The organism is Burkholderia sp. PU8-34 (assembly GCF_053427725.1).
In genome coordinates this window covers 634,423-660,524 of the sequence record NZ_JBSAXC010000001.1, presented here as the reverse complement: position 1 = coordinate 660,524, position 26,102 = coordinate 634,423, and the positions used below count along the sequence as shown (strand labels likewise).

At 65.7% G+C, this 26,102-nt stretch carries 22 protein-coding genes and 2 pseudogenes; 7 read left to right on the top strand and 17 right to left on the bottom strand.

Annotation, left to right across the window (positions count from 1 at the left end; all coding sequences use genetic code 11):
* Positions 1-7: 7 nt before the first annotated feature.
* On the bottom strand, positions 8-2,347 hold the full coding sequence (locus tag ACV22Z_RS03010; protein WP_448074823.1) for an Orn/Lys/Arg family decarboxylase: 2,340 nt from the start codon (positions 2,345-2,347) through the stop codon (positions 8-10).
* 3 nt (positions 2,348-2,350) lie between these two features.
* Positions 2,351-3,886 (bottom strand): arginine/agmatine antiporter, encoded by a 1,536-nt coding sequence (gene adiC, locus ACV22Z_RS03005; RefSeq protein WP_448074822.1) that lies wholly within the window; start codon positions 3,884-3,886, stop codon positions 2,351-2,353.
* A gap of 434 nt (positions 3,887-4,320) precedes the next feature.
* Between adiC and ACV22Z_RS03000 the strand changes: the two are divergent.
* From ACV22Z_RS03000 to ACV22Z_RS02990, 3 genes and pseudogenes are all read left to right on the top strand, one after another.
* Positions 4,321-4,473, top strand: a pseudogene (locus ACV22Z_RS03000) (2-nitropropane dioxygenase); the annotation flags it as partial.
* A gap of 184 nt (positions 4,474-4,657) precedes the next feature.
* On the top strand, positions 4,658-6,112 hold the full coding sequence (locus tag ACV22Z_RS02995) for a M20 family metallopeptidase (protein ID WP_448074821.1): 1,455 nt from the start codon (positions 4,658-4,660) through the stop codon (positions 6,110-6,112).
* 484 nt (positions 6,113-6,596) lie between these two features.
* Positions 6,597-7,175, top strand: coding sequence for an NnrU family protein (locus ACV22Z_RS02990; RefSeq protein ID WP_448074820.1), 579 nt, complete (start codon positions 6,597-6,599; stop codon positions 7,173-7,175).
* Positions 7,176-7,310: 135 nt separating this feature from the next.
* Here ACV22Z_RS02990 and ACV22Z_RS02985 read toward each other — a convergent pair whose 3' ends face one another.
* The 4 genes from ACV22Z_RS02985 to ACV22Z_RS02970 all read right to left on the bottom strand — a co-directional run bounded on the left by ACV22Z_RS02985 (position 7,311) and on the right by ACV22Z_RS02970 (position 10,692).
* Positions 7,311-8,048, bottom strand: a complete 738-nt coding sequence (locus tag ACV22Z_RS02985) for a sulfite exporter TauE/SafE family protein (protein ID WP_448074819.1) — start codon at positions 8,046-8,048, stop codon at positions 7,311-7,313.
* 211 nt (positions 8,049-8,259) lie between these two features.
* Positions 8,260-8,856, bottom strand: coding sequence for a DUF488 domain-containing protein (locus ACV22Z_RS02980; protein WP_448074818.1), 597 nt, complete (start codon positions 8,854-8,856; stop codon positions 8,260-8,262).
* A complete protein-coding gene (locus ACV22Z_RS02975; RefSeq protein WP_448074817.1) occupies positions 8,853-9,080 on the bottom strand; it encodes a DUF2945 domain-containing protein in 228 nt (75 codons plus the stop codon). The genes ACV22Z_RS02980 and ACV22Z_RS02975 overlap by 4 nt, the downstream gene beginning before the upstream one ends.
* Before the next feature lie 73 nt (positions 9,081-9,153).
* Positions 9,154-10,692 (bottom strand): FAD-dependent oxidoreductase, encoded by a 1,539-nt coding sequence (locus tag ACV22Z_RS02970; RefSeq protein ID WP_448074816.1) that lies wholly within the window; start codon positions 10,690-10,692, stop codon positions 9,154-9,156.
* Positions 10,693-10,814: 122 nt separating this feature from the next.
* On the opposite strand from ACV22Z_RS02970, the gene ACV22Z_RS02965 reads away from it, so the two are divergent.
* The 3 genes from ACV22Z_RS02965 to ACV22Z_RS02955 all read left to right on the top strand — a co-directional run bounded on the left by ACV22Z_RS02965 (position 10,815) and on the right by ACV22Z_RS02955 (position 12,323).
* Positions 10,815-11,069, top strand: coding sequence for a LysR substrate-binding domain-containing protein (locus ACV22Z_RS02965; protein ID WP_448074815.1), 255 nt, complete (start codon positions 10,815-10,817; stop codon positions 11,067-11,069).
* A 328-nt stretch (positions 11,070-11,397) separates the two neighbouring features.
* Positions 11,398-11,829, top strand: coding sequence for a hypothetical protein (locus tag ACV22Z_RS02960; RefSeq protein ID WP_448074814.1), 432 nt, complete (start codon positions 11,398-11,400; stop codon positions 11,827-11,829).
* A gap of 53 nt (positions 11,830-11,882) precedes the next feature.
* A complete protein-coding gene (locus ACV22Z_RS02955; protein ID WP_448074813.1) occupies positions 11,883-12,323 on the top strand; it encodes a helix-turn-helix transcriptional regulator in 441 nt (146 codons plus the stop codon).
* Positions 12,324-12,600: 277 nt separating this feature from the next.
* Here the strand turns inward: ACV22Z_RS02955 and ACV22Z_RS02950 are convergent, their stop codons facing one another.
* The 7 genes from ACV22Z_RS02950 to ACV22Z_RS02920 all read right to left on the bottom strand — a co-directional run bounded on the left by ACV22Z_RS02950 (position 12,601) and on the right by ACV22Z_RS02920 (position 21,906).
* Positions 12,601-12,909: a hypothetical protein gene (locus ACV22Z_RS02950; RefSeq protein ID WP_448074812.1), complete on the bottom strand. Its 309-nt coding sequence runs from the start codon at positions 12,907-12,909 to the stop codon at positions 12,601-12,603.
* Between the two features lie 161 nt (positions 12,910-13,070).
* Positions 13,071-13,472: a transposase gene (locus ACV22Z_RS02945; RefSeq protein WP_448074811.1), complete on the bottom strand. Its 402-nt coding sequence runs from the start codon at positions 13,470-13,472 to the stop codon at positions 13,071-13,073.
* 575 nt (positions 13,473-14,047) lie between these two features.
* Positions 14,048-14,251: a DUF2964 family protein gene (locus ACV22Z_RS02940; RefSeq protein ID WP_448074810.1), complete on the bottom strand. Its 204-nt coding sequence runs from the start codon at positions 14,249-14,251 to the stop codon at positions 14,048-14,050.
* Positions 14,252-14,716: 465 nt separating this feature from the next.
* On the bottom strand, positions 14,717-15,607 hold the full coding sequence (locus ACV22Z_RS02935; RefSeq protein ID WP_448074809.1) for an AraC family transcriptional regulator: 891 nt from the start codon (positions 15,605-15,607) through the stop codon (positions 14,717-14,719).
* 369 nt (positions 15,608-15,976) lie between these two features.
* The gene (locus tag ACV22Z_RS02930) at positions 15,977-17,443 is read right to left on the bottom strand and encodes an efflux transporter outer membrane subunit (protein WP_448075151.1); all 1,467 of its coding nucleotides are present in this window, start codon (positions 17,441-17,443) and stop codon (positions 15,977-15,979) included.
* Positions 17,444-17,601: 158 nt separating this feature from the next.
* Positions 17,602-20,763 carry an efflux RND transporter permease subunit gene (locus tag ACV22Z_RS02925; protein ID WP_448074808.1) on the bottom strand — a complete coding sequence of 1,054 codons (3,162 nt, stop codon included), beginning with the start codon at positions 20,761-20,763 and terminating at the stop codon, positions 17,602-17,604.
* A gap of 12 nt (positions 20,764-20,775) precedes the next feature.
* Complete coding sequence (locus ACV22Z_RS02920; RefSeq protein WP_448075150.1) at positions 20,776-21,906, bottom strand: efflux RND transporter periplasmic adaptor subunit; 1,131 nt, start codon at positions 21,904-21,906, stop codon at positions 20,776-20,778.
* Positions 21,907-22,199: 293 nt separating this feature from the next.
* On the opposite strand from ACV22Z_RS02920, the pseudogene bcsD reads away from it, so the two are divergent.
* A pseudogene (bcsD, locus tag ACV22Z_RS02915) lies at positions 22,200-22,631 on the top strand (cellulose biosynthesis protein BcsD); the annotation flags it as partial.
* A 328-nt stretch (positions 22,632-22,959) separates the two neighbouring features.
* On the opposite strand, the gene ACV22Z_RS02910 reads toward bcsD, so the two are convergent.
* The 4 genes from ACV22Z_RS02910 to ACV22Z_RS02895 form a co-directional block, all read right to left on the bottom strand.
* Positions 22,960-23,742, bottom strand: a complete 783-nt coding sequence (locus ACV22Z_RS02910; protein WP_448074807.1) for an HvfC/BufC family peptide modification chaperone — start codon at positions 23,740-23,742, stop codon at positions 22,960-22,962.
* Positions 23,726-24,622, bottom strand: a complete 897-nt coding sequence (bufB, locus tag ACV22Z_RS02905; protein ID WP_448074806.1) for an MNIO family bufferin maturase — start codon at positions 24,620-24,622, stop codon at positions 23,726-23,728. The genes ACV22Z_RS02910 and bufB overlap by 17 nt, the downstream gene beginning before the upstream one ends.
* Before the next feature lie 46 nt (positions 24,623-24,668).
* Complete coding sequence (locus ACV22Z_RS02900; protein WP_448074805.1) at positions 24,669-24,923, bottom strand: BufA1 family periplasmic bufferin-type metallophore; 255 nt, start codon at positions 24,921-24,923, stop codon at positions 24,669-24,671.
* 272 nt (positions 24,924-25,195) lie between these two features.
* Positions 25,196-26,101, bottom strand: a complete 906-nt coding sequence (locus ACV22Z_RS02895) for a CopD family protein (RefSeq protein ID WP_448074804.1) — start codon at positions 26,099-26,101, stop codon at positions 25,196-25,198.
* Position 26,102 lies beyond the last annotated feature (1 nt).

Below are 26,102 nucleotides of genomic sequence, written 5' to 3'. Positions count from 1 at the left end.
TGCGCGTTCAGCGCGTATTGGCGTCGCTTGCGGGTTGCTTGATGCACGCGATCCGATACACGCCATCCTCGACCTCCACGCCATGCGTATCGTGCGTGAAGCCGGGGAAGCGCAGGTCGAACTGTTCGAGCGCCTTCAGGTAGCCGAGCAGCGGCCCGTCCGCCGGCCCTGCGTTCTCGCCCGGCATCAGCAGCGGAATGCCCGGCGGATACGGCACGACGCCCGTCGCGACGGTGTGGCCTTCCATCTCCGACAGTTCGAGCATCTCGATGTCGTTGTGCACGAGATGCTCGTACGCCTCCGCCGGGCTGTAGTCCGGCTTAGGCAGCGTCGAGAAGCCGCGCGACATCATCTCGGTCGTCTTCAGGTCGCTCATCGCGTTGAACATCAGGTCGCACAGGTCGCGCAGGCCGAGCTTGCCGTAGCGGTCCGGATAACGCGCGACGAGATCGGGCAGCGCCTGTTCGAGCGGCGCATTCGCGTCGTAGTCGCGCTTGAAGTCGAGCAGCGTGTTGACGAGCGTCCCCCACTTGCCCTTCGTCACGCCAAGCGAGAACAGGAACAGGATCGTGAAGTCGGTCGTCTTCTCGACGACGATGCCGTGCCGGTCGAGATACGCGGTCACGACCGACGCCGGGATGCCGACCGGCATCAGCCCGCCGTTCGGCGCGACGCCCGGCGTGACGATCGACACCTTGATCGGATCGAGCATGCAGTAGTCGTCCTCGATGTCGCCGAAGCCGTGCCACGCGTCGCCCGGATGCAGCACCCAGCACGACGGATCGGTGACGAGCAGCGCCTCGTCCGCTTCATGGAAACGCACGCGCCGGCCCGTCTTGCGGTCGACCACCATGTCCGGCTGCCAGCCGTCGAAGAACCAGTCGTCGTTCTCCTCGCATTCCGCATGCAGGCGGCCGAGCATCTGCCGGAACGCGACCGCCTCGCGGATCGCATCGGTCGTCAGCGCCTCGCCGCCGGGGCCGTCCATCATCGCGGCGCTCACGTCGTTCGACGCGATGATCGCGTAGTTCGGCGACGTCGACGCGTGCATCATGTACGCCTCGTTGAAGCGCGCATGCTCGATCGGGTTGCGGCCGTCGCGGATGTGGATGAACGACGCCTGCGACAGCGCGGCGAGCAGCTTGTGCGTCGATTGCGTCGCGAACACGGTCGGCTTGCTCGCGTCGTGCCGCGCGGGGTCGCCGTACATCGCGTGGCGGTCGCGGTAGATCGGGTTGAAGCGCGCGTAGCCGTACCACGCTTCGTCGAAATGCAATCGGTCGACGCTCTGGCCGAGCAGGTCCTCGACGCGCGCGACGTTGTAGCAGAGGCCGTCGTACGTCGAGTTCGTGATCAGCGCGTGCACGGGCGTCGGGTCGATGCCGTCGCGGCCCTTCACGAGCGGGTTGTTTTCGATCGACAGCCGGACAGCCGCGGCCGTCAGGCGCTCGGGCATGATCGGCCCGATGATGCCGTACTGGTTGCGCGACGGCACGAGGTAGGTCGGAATCGCGCCCGACATCGTCATCGCGTGCTCGGCCGACTTGTGGCAGTTGCGGTCGCACAGCGCGACCTGGTTGCGCGTGACGCTCGCCATCAGGATCACGCGGTTCGACATCGACGAGCCGTTCGTCACGTGATACGTGCGGTGCGCGCCGAACACGCGCGCCGCATAGCGCTCGCTTTCGCCGATCGGGCCCGAGTGGTCGAGCAGCGAGCCGAGTTCGCCGACCGAGATCGACAGGTCGGAGCGGAACAGCGATTCGCCGAAGAATTCGAAGTACGCGCGGCCGACGGGCGATTTCAGGAATGCGGTGCCGCCCGTGTGGCCCGGCGTGTGCCACGAATACTCGTAGACCCGCGAGAACTTCGCGAGCGCGCGGAACATCGGCGGCAGCACGGTTTCGCGGTAGCGTTCGATCGCGGCGACGATCCGGCCGCCGATGAACGCGGTGGTGTCCTCGAGCATCCAGATGAAGTCGTCGGCCTTGCGCATCGCGTCGACCGGCACTGCAGCCGCGCTCGCGCGGTTCGCGAGCAGGAACACGGGCACGGTTGCATTGCGCGCGCGCATTGCGTCGAGCACCGATTGCGCGGGCGCATGGGCCGGATCGTTGCCGAGCTCCCAGTTGAGCAGCAGGCACTGGATCGCGGGATCGGCATTGACGACTGCGCGCGCATCGTCGGCGGACGTCGCGATCACGACGTCGACGAGCCGTGCGCGCAGTTCCTCGGCGAGCGCCGTCGCGGCGCGTCCGGTCGCGGTGCGTTCGTCGATGTCGTGCTGCACGAGCAGCGCCTTCATTCCGAGTCGGCGAAACGCCTGTTGGGTTAAGGAAGCGGTCATGTCTTAGTCCCCCGTTTGCTGGGTTGCTTGGACGCCCGCGGCGGCAGCCGGCGAGCGGGCGTGAAGGATGTCGGCGTCGTGGCGGCCCACGGAAATCCAGAGCGTCGCGGCGAGCGCGGCGATGGTGACGGCGAGCGCGAAATAGCGCACCCAGCGCGGCGAACGGCCGCCCGGATGCACGTGGGTTTCCTCGATTTCGCGCTGGCGGTTGATCGACAGCTCGTAGAAGACGATCGTCGCGACGACGAAGATCAGCGACCAGCGCGTCTGCTGGCCGTCGGAGCCGACCATCGCCCACAGCGCGTAGACGGCGCCGATCAGCCCGACGATCGTATAGAACGTGAACTGGTGCGACGGCATCTTGCCGTAGCCGAGCACCTTGATCGCGATGCACGAATAGATGTACGGCAGCAGCGTCATGATCACGGCGATCGACGCGATCTTGCCGAACTGCTCGCTCGCGCTCGGCGACATCGTCGCGAGCACCTGGGCCGACATGATCACGGCGACGATCGCGAGGCCGGCCGACGGCACGTTCTTCGAATTGACGCGCGCGAACACGCCGGCGAACAGGCCGTCGTCGGCGGCGGCCTTCGCGGTCTGGCCGACCAGCAGCGTCCAGCCCGCGAGCGAGCCGAGGCAGCCGAGCGCCGCGCACAGCGCGACCGCGTTCGCGGCGGTGTCGCCGAGCGCGAGGCGCGCGGCGTCGGCGAACGGCGCGCTCGACGCGAGCAACGCCTTGTTCGGGATCATCCCCATGATCACGGTCGAACTGAGCACGTAGCAGACCGCGGCGAGCACGACGCCGCCGACGGTCGCGATCGGCACGTTGCGCGACGGGTTCTCGACCACGCCCGCCGACACCGACGCGCTTTCGACGCCGATGAACGCCCACAGCGTGAAGTTCAGCGTCGCGCCGATCGCGCTGAAGCTGTTCGTGCCGGACACGTTCCAGCCGGCGAAGTAGACGTCCTTGCTGAACCAGAACCAGCCGAACACGGCCATCCCGAGGATCGGCACCAGCGCGAAGATCGTCGTGACCGACTGCACGCGGCCGACGACGTTCGGCCCGAGGATGTTTGCGTACGTGAACAGCCAGATCACGAAGATCTGCGCGAGCGCGAACACGAGCGGATCCTTCAGCACCGGGAAGAAGTGCGTGAGGTAGCCGAGGCCCGCGACCGCGAGGCCGACGTTGCCGAGCACGTTCGCGATCCAGTAGATGAGGTTCGTCTGATAGCCCATGTACGGGCCGAACGATTTGCGCGCATACGCGTACGGGCCGCCCGCGGCCGGGTCGATTGCCGCGAGCTTCGCGAACACGAGCGCGAGCGACACCGCGCCGACGACGGTGATCAGCCAGCCGAAGATCGCGATGCCGCCGGTGGCGGCGAGGTTCGCGGGCAGCATGAAGACGCCGGAGCCCATCATGTTGCCGGCGACCATCAGGGTGGCGGGAATCACGCCGATCTTCGGCGCGGACGACGCGGCCGCTGGCGCGGCGGCGGATTTGGACGAGGACGAGCTGGCATCGGACATGCGAGGCTCCTTGAGAAGACTTAATGCGGTTGAGGTGGCGAGGCCCGGCGCCGGTCGACGATTCCGGCGCGGATCGTCGTTTTATTGAACGTTTGCATGTTATCTCTTAAATGAACGTGAACAACGATAAGTGACGAAATTTAATATCTTGAATATTGATGGAGATCATTGAGGCGGATGAAATGCTTTGGGGCGGCCTTGTGTGGCGGGTTGTGGCACGGTTGGACAGGGCTGGCGGGCGTTTCGAGGTATTGGGGCGTGGCTGAAAATTCAGCGTGGCGTAAATCGAGAGGATGATCGATTTTTACGAACCGGTTAATCCGTTTCGTGAATTGAATAAGGCCGCAATCCTTGATTGAATTTGTCGATTATTATCGAGCCCATTAAAGTGCACCGCCGGCGCGCGTGATGGTTTCTTCCGAATGAGGGCGCCGATGGCGATGCTGCCTTCCCGTTTGCCGCTGGTTCAGGCGCCGATGGTCGGTTCCCTGAGCCCGCTGACGATCGCCGTCTGCGAGGCGGGCGGACTTGGCTCGCTAGCGTGCGCGGCGCTCGCGCGCGACGAAGACGCGGGTGCGCTGACGCGCCGCCGGTGGGACGACGCGCTCGCATGTGCGGCGGGCCTCGGCCTGATGCTGCCGCGGGCCGTGTGACGCGCGTCTGATCCGCTTCGGCCAGCCTCGACCCGCTTCGACCGCTTGGAAAGGGGCGCGGGCGGGCGGCCGTCGGCGTATCATCTCGGTTTTCGTCAGCCCGATCCAGGCACCCACCATGACCTCCGTCGACACTACCCCCGTCCTCGACCATGACAAGCTCGTTACCTTCGTCGAGCGCAAGTGGAACGATGAAATCCTCCATGCGTTGACCGACTACATCGCGATTCCCGCGAAGAGCCCCGCATTCGATCCCGACTGGGAGAAGCGCGGCTACCTCGAGCGGGTCGTCACCGATGCCGCGCAATGGGCCGAACGCCAGCCCGTGAAAGGCCTGAAGCTCGAGATCGTGCGCTTGCCCGGCCGCACGCCGGTGATCTTCTTCGAGACGCCCGCGACGCGCTCGGGCAGCACCGACACGATCCTGCTGTACGGCCACCTCGACAAGCAGCCCGAATTCGACGGCTGGCGCGCGGATCTCGGCCCGTGGACGCCGAAGTTCGAGAACGGCAAGCTGTACGGCCGCGGCGGCGCGGACGACGGCTACGCGATCTACGCGAGCCTCGCGGCGCTCGGCGCGCTCGACGAGCAGGGCGTCGAACGGCCGCGCTGCGTCGGCCTGATCGAGACCTGCGAGGAGTCGGGCAGCTACGACCTGCTGCCGTACGTCGACGCGCTGCGCGACCGGCTCGGCCAGGTGTCGCTCGTCGTGTGCCTCGATTCCGGCGCCGGCAACTACGACCAGATGTGGCTCACGACGTCGCTGCGCGGGCTCGTGTCCGGCGACCTGCAGGTCGAGGTGCTCGAAGAGGGCGTGCACTCGGGCGTGTTCGGCGGCATCGCGCCGTCGAGTTTCCGCGTGATGCGCCAGTTGTTCGAACGGCTCGAGGACGCGAAGAACGGCAACCTGTTGCCGGGCGCGTTCCATTGCGAGATTCCCGATAGCCGCCTGCGCGAAGCGGACGCGACTGCCGCGATTCTCGGCGATGCGGTATGGAAGGGCTTGCCGTGGGCGTGCGGCGCGGACGGCAAGCCGGTGCTGCCGACCACGACCGACCCGCGCGAGGCGCTGCTGAATTCGACGTGGCGGCCGTCGCTGTCGGTGACGGGCGCGGCCGGCATGCCGCCGCTTGCCGATGCGGGCAACGTGCTGCGTCCGCGCACCGCGTTCAAGCTGTCGCTGCGCCTGCCGCCGCTCGTCGATGCCGCGCAGGCCGTGCAGCAGCTGAAGGAACTGCTCGAACTCGATCCGCCGTACAACGCGAAGGTCACGTTCAAGCCCGACGCGGGCGCGGCGACCGGTTGGGCTGCGCCCGATCTCGCGCCGTGGCTCGCGTCGTCGCTCGATGCCGCGTCGCGCCGCCACTTCGGTGCGGACTGCGCGTATATGGGCCTCGGCGGCACGATTCCGCTGATGAACGTGCTGCAGGCGGGCTTCCCGGCCGCGCAATTCATGGTGTGCGGCGTGCTCGGGCCGAAGTCGAATGCGCATGGTCCGAACGAGTTCCTGCACGTGCCGTATGCGAAGAAGCTGACGGCGGCGGTCGCCGACGTGATCGCTTCCGCACGCTGAGCACCGATCCGACCACGGGTCCGGCCACGGACCCGGACTACGAGAGGACACGCCGATACGCGAACCGCTGACGCCCGGTACCGAGTCGATGCGCGAGTTCATGCGCGAGCACTCGTGCGCGTGCTCGCCGAACCGCTGCACGCGCGGCGCGTGAGGCGAGGCGCGCGGTGCGGTAGCGGGGCGGACCGGGCGGAATAGCGTGTCACCACGATGACGCGTAACGCCGGTAGCTTACTATCGCACCGCACCGCACCGCACCGCACCGCACCGCACCGCACCGCACCGCACCGCACCGCACCGCACCGCACCGCACCGCACCGCACCGCGCGCGCTTCACAACGGCCGGTTCGGCGTTTATGATCGGCGCGATCACATTGGCACACGACATGGCCGGTTGCCGGGCAAACCCGCACCAGCCGCCGCACCCGGCGCGCAGAACGCCGCGCAACATGCATCCCCACTCGTATCCAGACGGAGACAGCCGATGCTCGTCCTGATTCTCGGTTTAGTGATCTTCCTTGGTGTGCATTCGATCCGCATCTTCGCGGACGACTGGCGGTCCGCGCAGATCGCCCGGCTCGGCGAAAAAGGCTGGAAAGGCGGCTATTCGATCGCGTCGATCGTCGGGTTCGTGCTGATCGTCTGGGGCTACGGCCTCGCGCGCGCGAGCGCGACCCTGCTGTGGGTGTCGCCGGTCGGCGTGCGGCACCTGACGGGGATGCTGACCGCGATCGCGTTCGTGCTGATCGCGGCGGCGTACGTGCCGGCCAATCGCATCAAGACGCTCGTCGGGCATCCGATGTTGGCCGGCGTAATGGTGTGGGCGGTCGCGCACCTGCTCGCGAATGGCACGTTGCACGCGGTCGTGCTGTTCGGCGCGTTCCTGGTGTGGTCGTTCGTCGATTTCATCGTGTCGCGCGCGCGCGATCGCCGCAATGGCGTGCGCTATCCGGCGGGCAGGACGTCGGCCGACGTCGTGACGGTCGCCGCCGGCCTCGTGATCTGGGCCGGGTTCGCGCTGTTCCTGCACGGCTGGCTGATCGGCGTGCGGCCGTTCGGCTGAGCGGTGTGCGGCCCTTCGGCTTGGCGGGCCTGCGGCGGCGCTGCCGGAAAGCCGGGCGCCGCGCGTGACTTGCTGCTCACGCAACGAAGTACCGCGAACCGGCGCGTCACGAGCGCGAGATCGCAGGGGCGCGCGTCACAGCGGCTTGACGAACAGACCGATGGTCAGCGCAACGCCGATGCACACGATGCCGATCCGCAGAATCCGTTCGTTGACGCGATGCAGCGCCCACGAGCCGCACAGGCCGCCGACGATCGCGCCGCCGCCGAGCGCGAGCGCGGCGGGCCAATGCAGGTGCGGCGAGGTCAGGAACAGCACGACAGCCGACGCGTTCATCACGCCCGCGAGCGCATTCTTCGTCGACGCCGCGTGACGCGGCGACAGGCCCGCCATCGTCAGCGCGGCCATCATCAGGAAACCGATTCCCCCGCCGAAGTAGCCGCCGTAGATCGCGATCACGAACTGCGCGACGCCGGTCGTGACGGGGCCGAGATGGACCGTCTCCTCGCTCGGCTTGCGGAAGAAGCTGCCCCATGCGAATACGAGCGTCGCGAACAGCACGAGCCACGGCACGAGCCGCGAGAAGATCGACGACGGCGTCTTCAGCAGCAGCAGGCCGCCGAGCGCGCCGCCGACGATGCTGATCAGGAACAGCGTGCGAAACGGCAGCTTGCCCGCGCCGCGCACCATGTGGCGGCTTGCCCAGCCGGTCGTGACTTGCGCGGGAAACAGCGCGACCGTCGACGTGATGTTGGCGGAGAGCGGCGACATGCCCGACACGATCAGCGCGGGCAGCGTGACGAACGAGCCGCCGCCCGCGAGAGAGTTTTGCAGGCCGGCCCAGAGGCCGGCGAGGATGACGAGGGTGAGCATCGGAGCGGGAGCGGAAGGTGGGCCGGAGCCTGGCAGCACAGCGGGGCTGTCCGGGCGCGGCGGACGCACGATGGTAATGCAGGATCGCGGGAGCGGGAAGTGTTGCGCCGTGGTGTGATCCGCCGTGCCGGCGCGTTCCGCGCATCCCGGTGATGTGCGGCGGCATCGCCGGCCATTTCGCCGGCCATGCCGGCTTCGGCGTGCGCCGAACTCAATCGGGCCGCCGCGATCGCGTGCCCGGCACGTCGGCATCAACGTCGGCAACATCGTCTGCCTCACCGCGCGGATACACGATCGTCCCGTCCGCCTGAACGACGGCCCCCGGCGTGAGGCGCGCGGGTTCGAGGCGGCCCGGCCCCATGATGTGGAACACCGTCTCGCCGCGCGCGATCAGATAGTCGGCGACGATGCGCCGATGGCAGCGCCACCACACGGCTTCCGCACACATGACGGCACAGCGCTGCCGGTGTCCTTGCGCGACCAGATGGTCGAGGCCCGCGCGGAATTCTGCGGAAAGCGCGTAGTCGGCGTAGCGATGAAAGCTGTCGTTCGTCCAGAAACCGTTGACGTCGTCGGGCACCGTCCGGGTCTTGCCGCGCAGCCCGCCGAGTGCGGCGACGTGTTCGTAGCCGATGTCGAACGCGGCCAGCGCAACCGGCAGCGTCGTTTCGTTGAACTGCGGATTGGTTCGCGATCGCGGCATCTTCCTGACGTCCGCGAGCAGGCCGATGTCCGCGCTATTCAGCAGGCCGACGAAATCGGCAAGCGTGCGGTCGGAATGCCCGACCGTGAAGAACGGCAGTTTCATGATTCGCTTTCGCCGGACATAAGCGTGAGCGCACGGCCCCGATGCGCGGCGATGTGATCGGTCTTGTCGCTCTTGATCTCGTATTGCGGATCGTCCGGCGACGCATGATGCCGATAGCCCTTGTAGTCGAAGTCCTCCGAATGGATCGCGACGATCTTGCCCGTCACGTGGCCGGCCTCGGAATTCCACCGGACCCGGTCCCCCAGCTTGAACGTCGTCGTCATCGTGAGCCTCCTTCTGCCATGCGTACGGCACAGGGTCGATGGGGCGAGCCGCTTGCCGCGCCACGCGCGCGAGTCATGCCGGCGTCGCCTGCTCGAATGCGGCTTCCGCGCGCAGGCTCGCGAGGTCGCGCCCGACGGTGGCGACCGCGAGCTGCTTGCCGTTGCGCCAGTAACTGACCGTGCAGTCGTGCGCGGCCGGATCGCCGTCGACGTCGATGCGATCCCAGTGTTCCGCATGGCCGACGTAGTTGATCGCGACGTCGTAGTGCTGGCTCCAGAAGAACGGCACTGCCGCGAAGCGCTGCCGCTGTCCGAGGATGTTCTGCGCGGCCACCGCGCCCTGGCGCTCGGCGACCACCCAGTGTTCGACGCGAATGCGCTCGCCGGTTCTCGGGTCCGGCCAGCGGGCGATGTCGCCGGCGGCGTAGATGCCCGGTACGCTTGTCTGAAGGAATTCGTCGACCGTCACGCCGCGATCCGTCGCAAGACCGGCCTCCTCGGCGAGCGCGAGGTCGGGGCGCACGCCGATTCCGACCACGACCAGATCGGCGGGCAGTGCGTCGCCGGTCGACAAGGTTACGCGATCCACTTCGATCGCGGCGACCGTCGCCCCCAGATGGAACACGACGCCGTGCGCTTCATGCAGCGCCCTGACCATGTCGCCGAGCGCCGCGCCGAGGATCCGCTCCATCGGACGCGCTTCGGGGGCGACCACATGCACGTCGAGCCCACGGGTCCGCAACGCGGACGCGACTTCGAGCCCGATGAAGCTCGCGCCCACCACCACGCATCGGCGTGCAGCGCCAACCTGCGCGATCAGCGCATTGCAGTCGGCCAGCGTGCGGAGCACCGCGACGTGCGCCAGCGTGGCGCCGGGGACCGTGAGCCGCACCGGTTCGGCGCCGGTGGCGAGCAGCAACGCGCCGTACTCGACCTCGCTGCCGTCCGACAACGTGAGGGATTTCCGGCCGGGCTCGAGACTGACCGCGCGCAGGCCGCAGTGCACTGAGATGTCGTGATGCGCGTAGAACGTTGGAGGATGCAGCGGCAGCCAGTCGGGCTGCGCGGTGCCGGCGAGATAGTCTTTCGACAGGTTCGGCCGGTCGTACGGCAACGCGCGATCGGCGCTCAGCAGCGTAATGGGGCCCTGATACCCTTGCCGCCGCAACGTGGTGGCCGCGGCGTTGCCGGCTGCGCCGCCGCCGACGATAACCACCGATTCGGGGTGCGCTGCGGCCGCCGCTGCCGACGGGATTGGCGTCGTTGCTGCCGGCAGCGCGTCGCGCACGAACACCTTGCCGTCTTGCTGCTCGACGCGCCAGCATTTCAGGTCGGTCAGCGCCGGCGCGCCGAGCACCTCGCCGGTATGCACGCTGAAGCACGCGTGATGCCACGGGCAGCGGAGCGTGTCGCCGACCAGCAGGCCGTCGGCGAGCGGGGCGCCGTAATGCGTGCAGGTTGCGCCGACCGCAAAGCAGGCGTTCGCCTGCCTGACGAGCAGCACCGGTTCATCGCCGACATGGCCCGCGATCATGCCGCCTTCGGGAACATCGGCCAACGGCACGCCCTGGGCAAGGTCGGGGTCGTCGGGGGACGGAGCGCGTTCGGTCATGGCGTCTCTCCTGGCTGGTCAGGAACAGCACCATTATCGACCTCGATTTCACCGGAGGAAAGGGACAGCCGGCGGGGCCGTCGGGACGGGCTTCGGCGTTCGATGACGGGTGCTGCGGGCCGGTGTCGGCCGGTTTCCGCCGATGCGCTGCCGCCGGCGCTGTCGTCCGCTCGCGGCGTGCGATCGTCGTCGAGGCCGCTTGCTGCGGTGCGATCGAGCGCGGGGAGCTGGTGCCGATCGCGCTCGACACGCCGGCCGCGCCGCTGCAGCTCCATGTCGCCTATCCGCAGCGCCGGCACCTGCCCGCGACGGTGCAGGCGTTTATCGATCATCTGGTGGAGGCGGCTGGCGACGCGCGGTGGCCTGACGACGCGTAATGGAAGGCGGCGGCTGCGGCTCGAAGCGCCTTTGCGGCCTGCTTCAGGAGCCGCAGGACCTCAAGCCTTGTTGCCGTCGCCTAGAATGAAAATTCCTCGAAAGCGAGGAATTTGCGCGTTGCAACGGCGATCCCGGTAACCACGGCGACAACAGATTCCGTGGACTGGCCGCGCGAGGTACGGCGGCTACTGCGTGCGTCGATGGCCCGAAGGGCATGCTGGCAAAGGCTTGGTGCCTGCTCTCGAGCGCGTTGGCATGCTGGAGGCTCCCAAATGCTTGCGCAGAGAAGGAACGCTCGAGCTATCGGCTACCCAATTCTGGAACACCATGTCGACCCTTGCCCGACTCATCTTGTCCGGCATCTTTGCGCTGGGCTTGGCCGGTTGCGGCCAAGATATTGACTTGCCGCCTATCGGCGCCGGCATGGTGTACGTGCAAGGAGCGGATGGGCATATGCATGAAGTGCCGCTTATGCCGCAACAGGTGTTGCGGGTATCGGAGTGGTTCGACGCCCATCGAACGGGATGGGAAGGCCTGGTGGCAACTGAGCCATTGAAACTCCGTGGTTTTGGCTTTGACGTGAAGTCATCCAGCGGGCGGAGGTACTCAGTCGATGTGCTCGTTTGGGCGTCCGGTGACGGGACAGTCTATGTCTACGGCCCAAAACCGAAGTTTCCTCTTAGTCGGAACTTGCCGGCAGAAGACATACGCGCGTTGCGTGCAGCCGTGGGCGCGCGCGTTGTAGCGCCCACACAGTAAGCGGGAATCCAGTCGAAGCGGACTCCTAAAAGGGCTGTTCGGAAAGAATACCGGTGAGGCTCGGACTGTCCAGTCGATTCGGGGCTTCATTGAACAACGGCGGTCGAAATGGCGAAGAACAATCTGATGCGGGCGTGGGCAGCTTGGCTCGCGGCCAGCATGCTGCTGTTGTCGTATTACGCTCTGTGGATTGTTGCAACCGAGCCTCGCATGGTTACGATGGTCTTGCAGCCCAAGAGCAATATTCATGTGTCGGGATGAGCGAGTCCTCATTGCATCATCACTTCAAGGCAATCAACCGCCTTACGCCGATGCGGTATCAAAAGCAACTCCGACTGTACGAGGCACGTCGGCTGATACAGATCGAACGTCGGAACATTGGCAGCGCCAGCTATGCGGCGGGCTATCAAAGCCGCTCGCAGTTCAGTCGCGAATACAGCCGGCTATACGGGATGTCGCCACAGCAGCACATGAATGGCGGCACTCATGCATGAATGATCTGCTACAGGAATCCCGGACCGAAATGAGCGTTAGTGTTTCGGAGCGACTTTCTCGATTCGAACGGGAGTAGCGGCTGCTCATGAATCGCACATGAAAGACGACGTCGATCCGCCCGTCAAGTCAAGGCGCGAAGGCGCGAACGAGGGAAGGCACAGCCAGCGCGACGTTCCCGTCGGATGAGCCTTCGGCGTGGAATTCGGAAGGAACCAGAGACGGTCCGATAGGTGAGCCGATAGTAGTCGGCAACGATGCAGCGCATTGAAGAACTTCCTACACGTCGTGATCGTGAGGCATGCGAACGAGGTCGATAGCGTCTCTCAATGTCGTAGCGCTTGCATCACGTTTCCTCGTCACTATGCGGGGCAACGCAAAGTAGGTGCGACGCACCGAGTCGCAATACTCTTCGTGAGCCTGCTCGCTTAGCCAGTCGAGCCGTTCGCTGTCCGCGTTACTGGCATGCGCTTCAAACAGGTGCCTGCGAAGGAGTCCGATCTCGCTGGCCGCTTGCCGAAGGGTATCAGCCGCGTCACCGGTCATGGCTTCCGCCAGCTTTCTCAAATGTTCAAGGTCGACAGACATATCAGGCTAATTCCTGCGCTTTCTGGCCGGAAGGCGAAACCGTCGTGTTTCGCATGAAAACGCCGCTCCGGTTCATCGTCATCCCGTTTCCGTCATGACAGCCCTTCGCAGGATGTCTTCGTATCGGATGAAGCCATTCTCATCGGACAGTTCGTCGTGCGTTACGCCATCTTGACCGGCGTATGCCAGGACGCCGGGTTGGTCCAGAAGGCGCCGCGCAGGCGATCGCTGCCAGGCAGTGCTGGCGGTTTGGCGGCGGTGGCGCGAACGCTTCTGCGCGGCGAAATCTTGCGGCCGCTCGAGTTGAGGCGTCTGATTATTTCGGCGAGCGTTCCGTCCGCCTGCCATTCGTCGAAGCGGCGCCTGCATGTAGGCGGCGACGGGTAGCTGCCTGGCAGCCTGGACCAGCCTTCGCCGGTCGAGAGCACCCAGAGCACCGCATTGAGAACTGCACGCGTTTCCGCGCGCGGCCGGCCGCGCCGCTCGCTCCGCGCTGGCTTCGCACGGAACAACGCTTCGACCAACTCCCACTCCTTGTCTCCCAATTCGTCGATCAGCATCATGTCTCACCTCGACAAAGCCAACTCTGCATTGCGGTCGCCCGCTCTCTTCGAACAAGCCAAGATGCCCGCTACAGCTTAACCAGGCCGTGAGAAGACGATGCCACGGATGGCGACGCATCGGTTACATCAATCCGCCGAGAGTGGTGCCCGATCCTGCAAGCGGACGCATATGCCGATCCATCTGCAGCTACCATTGTGAGGACTGGCACAACGCCAAAATTCGCGATTGGCCACGAAGGGCACGAGGGAGCGCATTTCTCCACGTCAGGGTTTTCGTACACCACGATCCTCGGCGTTCCTGATGAATCGACGAACGGTGGACAGGATGAAGAAATGGCGCATGCAAGGTGATCAAAGCAAAGTGGAGGAGGGGGAATTCTATGCCGCGAACAGAATGCTTACGACACTTGCGGTTGTGACGGCAATCATTGTCGTCATCGGTTTGCTCGGGATAACGCTGGTCGCATTGTGTGACGAAGACTGCGAAGCAAATTGGTCAAGCGTTTGCGTCCCATAACAATCGATGCACTCGCGGTCGTACTTTGATCGATGTCCTCTGTCACGCACTTCACACCCTACGAATCGTCTTTCGAGACGTCATTCGGCCACAGGTTCAGCATCACGACGAGCGCAACGATCGCTGCGGCGATGATCCCGATCCCCAACCACAGGACCCGCGTCAGGTCGAACAACAGGCCGTGGATGCACACCGCCGCGCCCGCCAGCGCAGCGAAATTCGCAAGCACTGCCAGCGCGATTCTCCATTCAGCTCGCACCATGACGTTCTCCCGAACGGTGCGTCGATTGCGCGCCGTTTACCACGGGTCTCCAACGCTTGTCGAACGCCGCCCCACGTGTAAAAGTGCGCCACCACCTTAAGTGGTGGCGCAAAGGCACTTCGACCCGGGGGTGGCCGAAGGCGCGGAGGTAAGGTTCGTCGCAGGAAGCGTTCGGTTGGCGTTCTGCGAGGTGACATCGTCAGCGCTCCGGTGCAGCCTTACTGCAAGGTGCATTTCGGCTCAAATGCGATGCAAGCCCAGCAGTGACATGCTGCAATACCTGCGAGATTCGACCACATACGAACGATGCCACGGATACCGACGTATCGGTTACATCGATCCCGCGAGAGTTGTGCCTGATTCTGCGAACGATGCACCGGCGGATCCATCCGCACCGGAGCGTCATGCCGGAGCCCGTCGAACTGCACGGAAGTTTTCGGGATCAGCGAGGGCAAAACCCGGCAGTTATCTCGGACTGCTGATGATCATGTGCTGCTGTGGCGACATCCCGTATAGCCGGCTGTATTCACGACTGAACTGCGAGCGGCTTTGATAGCCCACCGCATAGCTGGCGCTGCCGATGTTCCGACGTTCGATCTGTATCAGTCGGCGTGCTTCGTGCAGTCGGAGTTGCTTTTGGTACTGCATCGGCGTGAGGCCGGTGATTGCCTTGAAGTGGTGGTGCAATGAGGACTCGCTCATCCCGATCTGGTCCGCAAGTTCCGGGATGCGCAGCGGTTGCACGTAGTGCCTGCGCAGCCAGGCGATTGCCTTGGCGACGCCGTTGGCGGGACTGCCGGCCACGGCCAGTTGCAGCAGGCGTCCGCCATGCGGCCCGGATAAGAGCCGGTAAATGATCTCCTGCTCGATCAGTGGCGCCATCGGCCGGATGTCGCCAGGCGCATCCAGCAGGTGTAGCAGGCGAAGCGTCGCATCCTGCAAGTTGACGCTCGCACGGGCGACGATGACACTGCATGCGCCTTCGGTTGCCACGGCATGTGGCTGCAAATCCACCCTCGCGAGCACTTCGTGAAGACGCTCGGGGGAAATCGCCATGCCTAGTCCGAGACACGGCTGTTCCTCGCTAGCCTCTATCACCCGGAATGCCACCGGAACATCGAACGACACAAACAGATAGTCACCGGCCCCGAAATTCCGGATTGTCCCACCCAGTTCGATGCTCATTCTGCCCTGTACCACCATCCCGAACATTGGCGATTGCGGGCAATGGATCGACGGTGAACGAGATGTGTACCGCGATACCACGAGGCTGTCGATAGTCGTGGCGCTTTGACCTTCGGCTTTCGCATGCAGGGCGACCAGCCGGGCAATTTCTCTGAAGGTTTGGATATTCATGGCAGGCATCAGTGCCGATCCGGAACGTGTTCCACCCAATGGTAGCGGCAGATCGAACCATTTGGGTGTCTGTTTGCGGGATCAGGCACAACTCTCGCGGGATCGATGCAACCGGTGCGTCGGTGTCCGCGGCATCGTTCTGATGCGGTCGATTCCCACCGGTTTCGCATCATCCCGCTGCAGCACTTTTCGAGCGCTTCCGTTTCATTTCCCGCCTCACGCCTTACGCGCGTTTTAGTCGACGGCGCAAGAATCTGCTTCGCCCGGGACGGCAACCGGGTTTCCACAGCTGGCAGGAAGCAAGCTGGTGATCGCGACCATCGGACCATCGTTTTCGCGCTGGCCACGTTCACGTGACCTTGATCTCTGTCAGCGTGAAAAATCCGTCGAGGACAGTTTTTCCGCTTCCGGCAGTATCTGCGGCCAGCCGCCGGCCAGCGCCTGATACAGCGCGACCGCGGCGGTGGCGCTGCGCGTACGGCTGTCGGCTGCGGCATCCTGGGCGGAGAGCATCTGGCGTTCCGCGTCGAGGGTTTCGTACAGGCCGATCATCCCGGCCTGGTAGCGCACGCGGGCCAGCCGCGCCGCCTCCGCGCTGTCGCGCGCGGCGCGCTCGAGCTGCGCGTCCTCGCTGCGTGTGCGCGCGTCGCGGATCAGCGCGTTCTCGGTGTCCTCCAGCGCGAGCAGCACGGTCTGCTGGTATTGCGCGAGCAGGCCGGCCGCATCGGCGCGGCTCGCGGCGATGCGCGCGCGCACGCGGCCGATGTCGAGAAAGGACCAATCGACGCCGAGGAAGGCCGAATTCATGCCGGTGCCGCCATGAAATAGCGTGCTGGGGGTGAACGCCAGCGTGCCGATCAGCCCGCTCAAGGAAAACTTCGGGAACAAGTCGGCCGTGGCGACGCCGACCTGCGCGGTCGCCGAGTGCAATCGTTCTTCCGCCGCGGCGATATCGGGACGGCGACGGATCAGGTCGCCCGGCGTGCCGGGATCGATGCCCGCGGGCACGGCTGGCAGTGGCTTGGGTGCATCGAGTTCGGCAATCAGCGCCTCGGGCGGGCGGCCGGTCAGCACGGCGAGGCGATGCTCGGTCACTGCCACCTGTGCCTCGAGCGCTGGCGCGCGCGAGGAGGTGGTCTCGAACTGCGAGCGTGCGAGCGCAAGCTCGTAGTCGGTGTCGCTGCCGGCTTTGTAGCGCGCTGCGACGAGGTTCAGCGTCTCGCGCTGGTTGTTGGCGTTCTCGCGCGCGACGCGCAAGCGTTCCTGCAGGCCGCGCAGTTGCAGGTAGGTGCTCGCGGTCTCGCCCGCGATCGACACCTGCAACGCCGCGAGATCGGCGCGGCTGGCCGCGGTGTCAGCACGCGCCGACTCCACTTCGCGACGCACGCGGCCCCACAGATCGAGCTCCCAGCTCGCGTTGGCCTGGACGTCATAACTGCGGAACGAGCGCGGCGTACCGGGCAGGACTTGCGACACGGTAAGCGTCTGATGCCCGCCCTGCGCGCTGGCAGTGATGGTCGGCACGTAGTCGAACCTGGCCTCGCGCAACAGCGCGGCGGCGCGATCGTAGTGCGCCAGCGCACTGCGCAGATCGTTGTTCGCGGCCAGCGCCTGTTCGACGAGTCGGGTCAATTGCGGATCGCCGAACGCCTGCCAGAACTGCATGTCGGCTGGGACCGGCGCGGCGATGCCGGCGGTGCTCGACGCGGACGCGGCCTCGTTGCGCGCATACTGCGCGGGCGCCGGCAGGTCGGCGCGATGGTAATCGGGGCCGACTGCGCAGCCGGCCAGAGTCAGGCTGGCGGCGATCTGCAGGGACAGAGTTGAGTTGCGCATGGTGTTTGCGTCTCCACGGAAATCATTGGTCGGCCAACCAGCCGCATGCGCGTGCGCCGACGACTCGAGCATCGGCTCAAGCGGGAACCGCTGGCGGGCGTTGTCGTCGATGGCGCGGGCGAGCGCGCTCCCGGCGCCGATCGGCACGTCGGTGGACATCAACCGTGCGCCATGCTGCCCTTGCCATGCTGGACCAGCTTGCGGCCGGACATCTTGCGCAGTCCGACGTAGAACACCGGCGTGAGGAAGAGGCCGAACAGGGTCACGCCGATCATCCCGGCGAACACGGTGATGCCGGTGGCCGAGCGAACCTCGGCGCCGGCGCCGTGCGAGAGCACCAGCGGAACGGTGCCGGCGATGAAGGCCACCGAGGTCATCACGATCGGGCGCAGGCGCAGGCGGCAGGCTTCCAGCGCGGCTTCGACGATGCCCGAGCCCTGGAATTCCAGCTCGCGCGCGAACTCCACGATCAGGATCGCGTTCTTGCACGCCAGGCCCATCAGCACCACCAGGCCGACCTGCACGAAGGTATTGTTGTCGCCGCCAAACAGCTTGACGCCGGCCAGCGCCGAGAGCATGCACATCGGCACGATCAGGATCACCGCGAGCGGCAGCACCCAACTCTCGTATAGCGCAGCGAGCACGAGGAAGGCCAGCAGGATCGAGACCGGGAACACGAGCAACGAGGTCTTGCCCTGGGTGGCTTCCTGGAAACTCAGATCGGTCCACTCGAAACTCATGCCGTTCGGCAGTACCTTTGCGGCCACCTCGGTGATCTTGTCCATCGTCTGCGCGGAGGACAGCAGGGCGGGGTTGGCCTCGCCGACGAAATCGGCGGCCGGATAGCCGTTGTAACGGAGCACCGGATCGGGGCCGTAGCTCTGCTTGATGTTGACCATCGAGCCGATCGGCACCATCTCGCCCTGCGCGTTGCGCGTCTTCAGGTTGCCGATGTCCTCGACCTTTTTGCGGTAGTCGCCCTCGGCCTGCGCATACACACGCCAAGTGCGGCCAAACAGATCGAAATCGTTGACGTAGCTCGAGCCGAGATAGACCTGCAAGGTCTCGAACAGGTCGCTCAGCGCCACGCCCTGAGTCTTGGCTTTAAGGCGATCGACGTTCACGTCGAGCTGCGGCACGTTGGACTGGTAGCCCGAGAACGGGAATCCCATGCCGGGCACCTTCATCAACGCACCCTGCAGCGCGCCCACGCCTTGCTGCAGCACGCCGTAGCCGCTGCCGGCACGATCCTCGACGAACAGCGAATAGCCGGCACCGTTGCCGAGGCCGAGGATCGGCGGCGGCATGATCACGAAGGCCATGCCTTCCTTGATCGTGTTGAGCTTGGCCTGGATCCCGTCGGCGATCTGCTTGGCGCTGACGTGGCGCTCGTCGAACGTCTTCAGGATCACGAAGGCTATCGCGTAGTTGGGCGTGTTGGTGAACTGGGTCGGGTTCAGGCCGGCGAACGAAACCGCGTGAGCGACGCCTTCGGTCCCCAGGGCCATTTTGACCATTCGCTTTACCACCGCGTCGGAGCGGCTGATCGAAGCGCCCTCCGGCAGTTTTACGCCAGCGATCAGGTAGAGCTTGTCCTGGGTCGGGATAAAGCCGCGGGGCACGTTGTTGAACATCAGGACGGTGCCCGCAAGCAGTACCGCGTAGACCGCGAACGCCACGCCGCGGCGCTTGAGGATGCGCGACACCGAGCCCTGATACTCGTCCGAACTCGCCTTGAAGAAGCGGTTGAATGGGCCGAACACCCAGCCGAACGTGCGCTCGATCCCGCGCGAGATCGCGTCCTTGGGCGCGCCGTGCGCGTGCAGCAGCTTGGCCGCGAGCGCCGGCGACAAGGTTAACGAATTGATCGCCGAGATGACCGTCGAGATCGCGATGGTCACCGCGAACTGCTTGTAGAAAGTACCGGTGACGCCGGTCAGGAAGGCCATCGGCACGAACACCGCGCACAGCACCAGTGCAATTGCCACGATGGGCCCGGAAACCTCTTTCATGGCCTGGTGCGCGGCTTCCAGCGGCGTGCGCCCCTCCTCGATATTGCGCTCGACGTTCTCGACCACGACGATCGCGTCATCGACGACGATGCCGATCGCCAGCACGAGGCCGAACAAAGTCAATGTGTTGATCGAGAAGCCGAGCACGTACAGCACGGCGAAGGTGCCGATCACCGACACCGGCACCGCGATCAGCGGAATGATCGAGGCGCGCCAGGTCTGCAGGAACAGGATTACCACCAGCACGACCAACAGGATCGCCTCGCCGAGCGTGTGCACCACGGCCTTGATCGAATCGCGCACGAAGATCGTGCTGTCGTAGTCGGAGCGGTAGGTCATGCCGGGCGGGAACTGTTTGGCCAGCTCGTCCATCTTCGCGATCACCGCATCGCGGACGGCCAGCACGTTGGCGCCCGGCGCCTGGAACACGCCGATCGCCGTGGTGTACCTGGCGTCGAGCGCGCCGCGCAACGTGTAGTCGCTGGCGCCGAGTTCGATGCGTGCGACGTCGGCGAGGCGGACGACCTCGCCGCTGGTGCCGGTCTTGAGCACGATGTTGCCGAACTCCTCGGCCGATCGCAGGCGGCCCTGCGCATTGATGGCGACCATGAAATCGCTGCCGCCCTTGATCGGTTCGGCGCCGAGCTGGCCGGCCGAGACCTGGACGTTCTGATCCTGCATCGCGCGAACGACGTCGCCCGCGGTCAGGCCGCGCGAGGCAACCTTGTTCGGATCGATCCAGACGCGCATCGCATAGTCGCCGCCGCCGAACATGCGTATCTGGCCGACGCCGGGCAGGCGCTCGAGTTCGTCCTTGATCTTGATGTTCGCGTAGTTGCGCAGGTAGAGCGCATCGTAGCGGCCGTCCGGAGAGTACGGCGTGACCATGACGGAAAAGGTCGGCGACTGTTTCTGCGTGGTCACGCCAAGCGCGACCACTTCCGACGGCAGGCGCGACAGCGCCTGGGCCACACGATTCTGTACGTCGACCTGGGCCTGGCTGGGATCGGTGCCTGGCTCGAACGTGACCGTCAACTGCAGGACGCCGTCGGAGCCGGCCACCGATTTCATGTACATCATGTGATCCGCGCCGTTGATCTGCTCCTCCAGCGGCACCGAGACGGTGTCGGCGATCACCTTGGGATTGGCGCCGGGATAGGTTGCGGTCACGACCACGGTGGGCGGCACCACCTCGGGGTACTCGCTGATTGGCAGCAGCGGTATCGCGATCAGGCCGGCGACGAAGATCACGATGGACAGCACCGCCGCGAAGATCGGGCGGTCGATAAAGAATCTGGAGATATTCATGGGGCGCTTTCCTTACTTCGCCGCGGTCGAGACCAGTGCGGCAGAAGGCTCAGGCGGCGCGCCCATCACCACCTTGCTGGCGTTCACCGGCGCGCCCGGGAAGAAGATCTTCTGCAGGCCGGCGACGATGACCTTGTCGTTTGGCGCGAGCCCGGACTGCACGATACGCAGCCCGTCGGCCAGGCCGCCGAGCGTGACGTCCTTGCGCAGGGCGTCGTGCTTCGGTCCGACCACGTACACGTACTTGCGGTCCTGGTCGGTCATGATCGCCTTGTCGTCGATCAGCATCGCGCTGAACTCGGCGCTGCCCTCGAGCTGCACGCGGGCGTACAGACCCGGCGTAAACGCGCGGTCGGGATTCGGCACCACCGCGCGCAGGTTGATCGTGCCGGTGGCCGAGTCGACCTGGTTGTTGACGAAGTTGACCGCACCGGAATAGGGAAAGCCCGTGTCGTTGGCGAGGCCGACGCGCACCGGATTGGCCGAGCCCGGCCGCTGGCCTTTGCGCGCGAGCACCGCGTAGCGCAGATAGGTATGCTCGTCCAGCTGGAAGTAGACATAGACCGGATCCTGTGACACTACGCTGGTCAGCACGCTCTGGTCAGCCTGGACCAGATTGCCCACCGTCAGCATGGCGCGGCTGACGCGCCCGGCGATCGGCGAGCGTACCTCGGTAAAGCCGAGATTGAGCTTCGCGGTGGCCAGCGCCGCCTCGGCCGCGCGCACGTCGGCATCGGCCTGGGCCAGACCGGCGTGGCGCGTGTCGAATTCCTCACGCGAGATTGCGTTGGCCCTGATCAGCGTCTGCGCGCGCTGGTCCTGCGCGCTTGCCAGTTGTGCCGCGGCGCGTGCACGTTCGAGCTGCGCCGCCGCGCTGTCGTAGGCGGCCTTGTATGGGCGCCGGTCGATCACGAAAAGCAGATCGCCGGATTTGACCTCGTCGCCTTCCTTGAACGCGATGCGCTCGAGGTAGCCGCTGACCCGCGCGCGCACCTCGACCGCGTCGGTGGCGGCGATGCGGCCGGTGAATTCGTCCCACTGGCGCACGGGCTTGATCACGACCTGAGCCGCGCTGACCTCGACTGGCGGCGGTGCCGCCGTCTGCGCGCTGCCCTTGCTGCACGCGGAGAGAACGGCGGCCATCGCGGTGGCGGCAAAAAAGGAAAATCCCGCGCGCAACAGCGCGCGATAACGCTGGGAGTAAGGCACGAACATCTCCTCGACTTGAAATCGGAGCAAGGTCCGACGCGCTTGGGTCCATCAAGTGGGCCGCCGTTTGCGCGGCGCGCGGTCGGACTCGTATCGAAAGGGAACTCACGAAGCAATCTTGCGGCCAACGCCGGCGCATCGGTTACATCGATCCCGCGAGAGTTGTGCCTGATCCTGCATGCGCAAGCCGAGGGGGCGATCTGCAGCTGACCCGATCACCAGTCCCTATGATGAGTGCTTTCGATTCGATTCTCGATCAGCAGATATCACCACAATGGCGAGGCATGTTGGCCGCGCTTGCTGCCGAGTTCGAAACCCAGCTCGGCAATGACGAGCTGCGACAACTGATGGCACGAGTCGGTGCACGTTTCGCGGCGGCGCATCCGCTGCAGATGTGCAAATCGACCGACGATCTCGCGGCCGCGCTGAACGCGAGGTGGCATGACATGGGGTGGGGCTTCACCGAACTGGCCGACGAACGCGACTACCTGCGTATCACGCACTATGGCGCACCGTTGCGCGCGTTTGGCGGCGGCGCACTCACTTGGGCGCCTGCTTTCCTGCAGGGCTGCTATCAGGGCTGGCTGAGGTCCAGGGGCGCGGACGGCCTGAGCGTCGTTCAAGCGGGCAAGCGTGACGATGCATTTGCACTCGAGTTCCATCGGCAGCTGACAACAAATCGCTCGACTGCACCTGGGGAATGGAATTGGCCTGCTCCAGCTGCGCCGAGAATCAGAGCCGCTTCCGGCAGGAACGATATTTCCCTCACGATAACGGACGTTGATCCGTCGTTGAACGGCGAACGAGTAACCTTGGTGACGCTGCCTCCGCTGTCATTCAAGAGCGGGCAGGACCATTACCGTTGGCTTTGGTATGCGTGGTTCCTGTGTCCCATGGGAGGTTTGATTCTGGGCACCATCGGACTATGTTTGCTCTGGTTGACGTTGCGCGCACGGCGACGGCGAATGGCAGAGGAAGGTTAGATTCTCATTTCGCGCCGGTGATCGCCGAAGTCGCGATCCACGTATGCCATTGCGCGGCGAAGTCGAATTGCGGATCGATCGCCAGCGCGGCGTCGAGCGCTTCCGCCAGCGTGCTGCGTCGTTGCAGTGCGACGAAGGCCGTATGCGCAGCGTGGGAGTGAACGAGTACCGTCGGTTTCCACAATGGACGCACGACGAGCGCCCATGTCGCGACGTCGAGCCGCTTCGGGACGTTTCCGCCCGGCTGATGCGCGAACCAGATGTCGGTAATGGCGTAGTCCGAAGCAATCGCCGCGCATGCGGGGTGGATTGCGAGCTGCGCATCGAGCAGGCGCTCGTCGCCGAGTTCGTGCCATTGCTGCGGCGTGAACGAGGGCGCGTCGGCGGCGAAACAGGCGTCGTGCAGCGCCCATTCGAGGCGCGCGACGTGCGCAAAGTAGCGGAAGCGCGCGTCCTGCTCATACTCGCCGACAAAGGCAGGCAACGCATCGCCAAAGCGATTGAGATCGCCGCTGCGTGACGGATGCGCGCGCGCATAGGCAAGCGACAGCGCGTCGAACCACGCATCGCCGCCCAGCGCGAGCAGCACGGGATACGCGTTCGCGAGCGCTGCACGCCAGTGGGCGCGGACGTTGCCTCGGTACAGTCCGATCCTTTGGCGCAGATTGGCGTCCGAATCGGATCCCGGCGGCAACGGCTTCACGCGCGCGATCAGCGACGGCTCGTCCCGAGGATCGTCGAGTGCCTTTGCGAAGGACTGCTGAAGCGATTCAAGCCCGGTGGACATCGGTCGGCTGACCTCCGGATGGTGTCGTTTGGTCGTCGCCCGCGCAGCCGGCGCGAATGCGTGAGTCGCGCGCGAGCCGCGCTTCATCGACGAGCACGCTCAGCGGCGGAATGTCCGTGTCCCATTCGATCAGCGTCGGCACGTCGCCGAAGCGGCGCAGCGCATGTTCATAGAGGCGCCAGACCACCGGCGCGACGCGCGAACCGTGATCGTCGATGACGGCGGCATCCGTCACGCGATGACCGGCCAGATGAATCTCGCCGACCACCGCGGGCGGCAGCGCCTGCATTGCCGCGAGCGCGTCCTCGCGGTGATTGCACTGGTTCACGTACAGGTTGTTGATGTCGAGCAGTACGCCGCATCCCGTGCGGCGCGCGACTTCCGCGAGGAACGCGGATTCGCCGTAGCGGTCGCCATCGAACCGCAGCCATGTGGACACGTTCTCGAGCAGGATCGGCCGTCCGAGCAGGTCCTGCACCAAGCCGACGCGAGAGCAGACATGATCGAGCGCGGCATTAGTCAGCGGCATCGGCAGCAGGTCGTTCAGGTGTCCCGCGGCTGTCGCGCCCCAGCAGAGGTGCTCCGAGACGACCGTGGGTTCGATGCGCGCGACCAGCCGCTTCAGCCGGCTCAGATGCTCGGCATCGAGCGGCGCGGCAGAGCCGATCCCGAGGCCGACGCCATGCAGGCTGACCGGCAGATCCCGCCGCACGCTGGCGAGCACGTGCAGGTCGTAGCCGCCGTCGCCGAAGTAGTTTTCGCTATGCACTTCGACCCAGTCGACCGCCGGTCGCGCGCCGAGGAAATCGGCATAGTGCGCATGGCGCAGCCCGATGCCGACGCCGGACGGTGCGCGCGCGACAGGCGAGACGCCGATCATCTGATCCGCCCGAGGTGCACGCGATCGCGTTGCGGAATGCCGCGCATCATACGCCGACCGTGCCGCCCATTTTTCCGCAGGTGCCCTTCGGCACGTTCTTGAAATCTCCCTTGTCGTTGTCGACCTTGGCGTCGCCTGCGCAGTCGTGCACGCCGGTCTTGCTTGCGCAGTCGTTCTGGCCGGCTTTCGCGATGCCGAAGCATCGCTCCGTTTCGGCGGCCTGGGCAGCGGCGGCAGCGGTCGCGGCAACGCCGGCGAGCGCAACGGCAAGCAGGGCACGTCGGCTGAGATTCGGTTTCATCGTGGGTTCTCCCGTGTAATGAAGCGAGTACGCATTGAGGATTGGGCGCAAGGATACTGCGGCGCGACGAATTTCGTGTGATCTGCGGTGTGGGGCTGAAGCGGTCCAACATGGCCGCCGTGGCATGCCGCCTTGTTGCGAGTATGCCGCAATGTCTTTTTCGCAAGTGTTCGAGCAAACACCGATGCGGTTGCACAGGCAGTCGCGGCCGTCGGCAAGGCCGTCTGAAGGAGCGAGTGTGGCGTATCGGACGGGCATCACGTACACCCTCGTCAGCCGCCGGTCGGCGACGTATGCCCGAGCACCGCCGCGATCGCGAGCACCGCCACCATCACGAACGCCTCGACGGTCAGCCACGCGTCGAAGCGGGCTTGCGCCGCCGCGAAACCCGGACCCTTCTGCGGCGCTTGCGCGCACAGCGCGGGCAGGACCACCAGCCGGTTCCAGCCGCCTAGCGCCACCGCGGCGGCGACGCACGCGAGCTTCGCCGCGAGCAGCCGGCCCCACGGCATGCCGAGGAGCGGCGCGCTGGCCTGCGCGGTGTCCTGCATCACGTTATAGAGGCCCGTGATCAGCACGACGACGAGCGTTGCCGTTGCCAGATACGACAGCCCGCTGCAGAACGCGGCCTGTTGCTCCGCCATGTCGCGCATGATCGGCGCGGACCGGCGCAGCACCACCGCCGCGACGATCACGCTGCCGGCCCATAGCGCCGTCGCGCACAGATGGACGACATGGATGGCTTCGCGCACCGACAGGTCGCCCGCGTCGGCCGCGTGGCTGGCCGCGGCCTTGCCCGCCGCCCACGCGACGAGCCCCGCGGCGAACAGCGGCAGGCCGCGTCGGCCGGACAGGCGGCTCAGCGTCGCCAGCAGCGCGCCGGCGAACCCGACCGACCACACGACACCGTAGTGCGATGCCGTAAGCACGGCGGCGATCGAATGACCGGCCTCCGCAAGCGGTGCGCCGCTCATCACGGCTGCCTGCAGCCACAGGTAGGCGACGGCCGTGAGCGCCAGCGCGATCGCAAGGCCCGCCTGCCAGCCGCGCAATGTTGCCGGCGCGCCCATGCCGCTGCTTTTTGCCAACATGGCGCACGCGAGCGAGCCCGCCGCTGTCGCGAACAGCACGTCCTGTACTGCGGCGAGCACGATCTGCGCGGCGACGAGCGGCTCCATG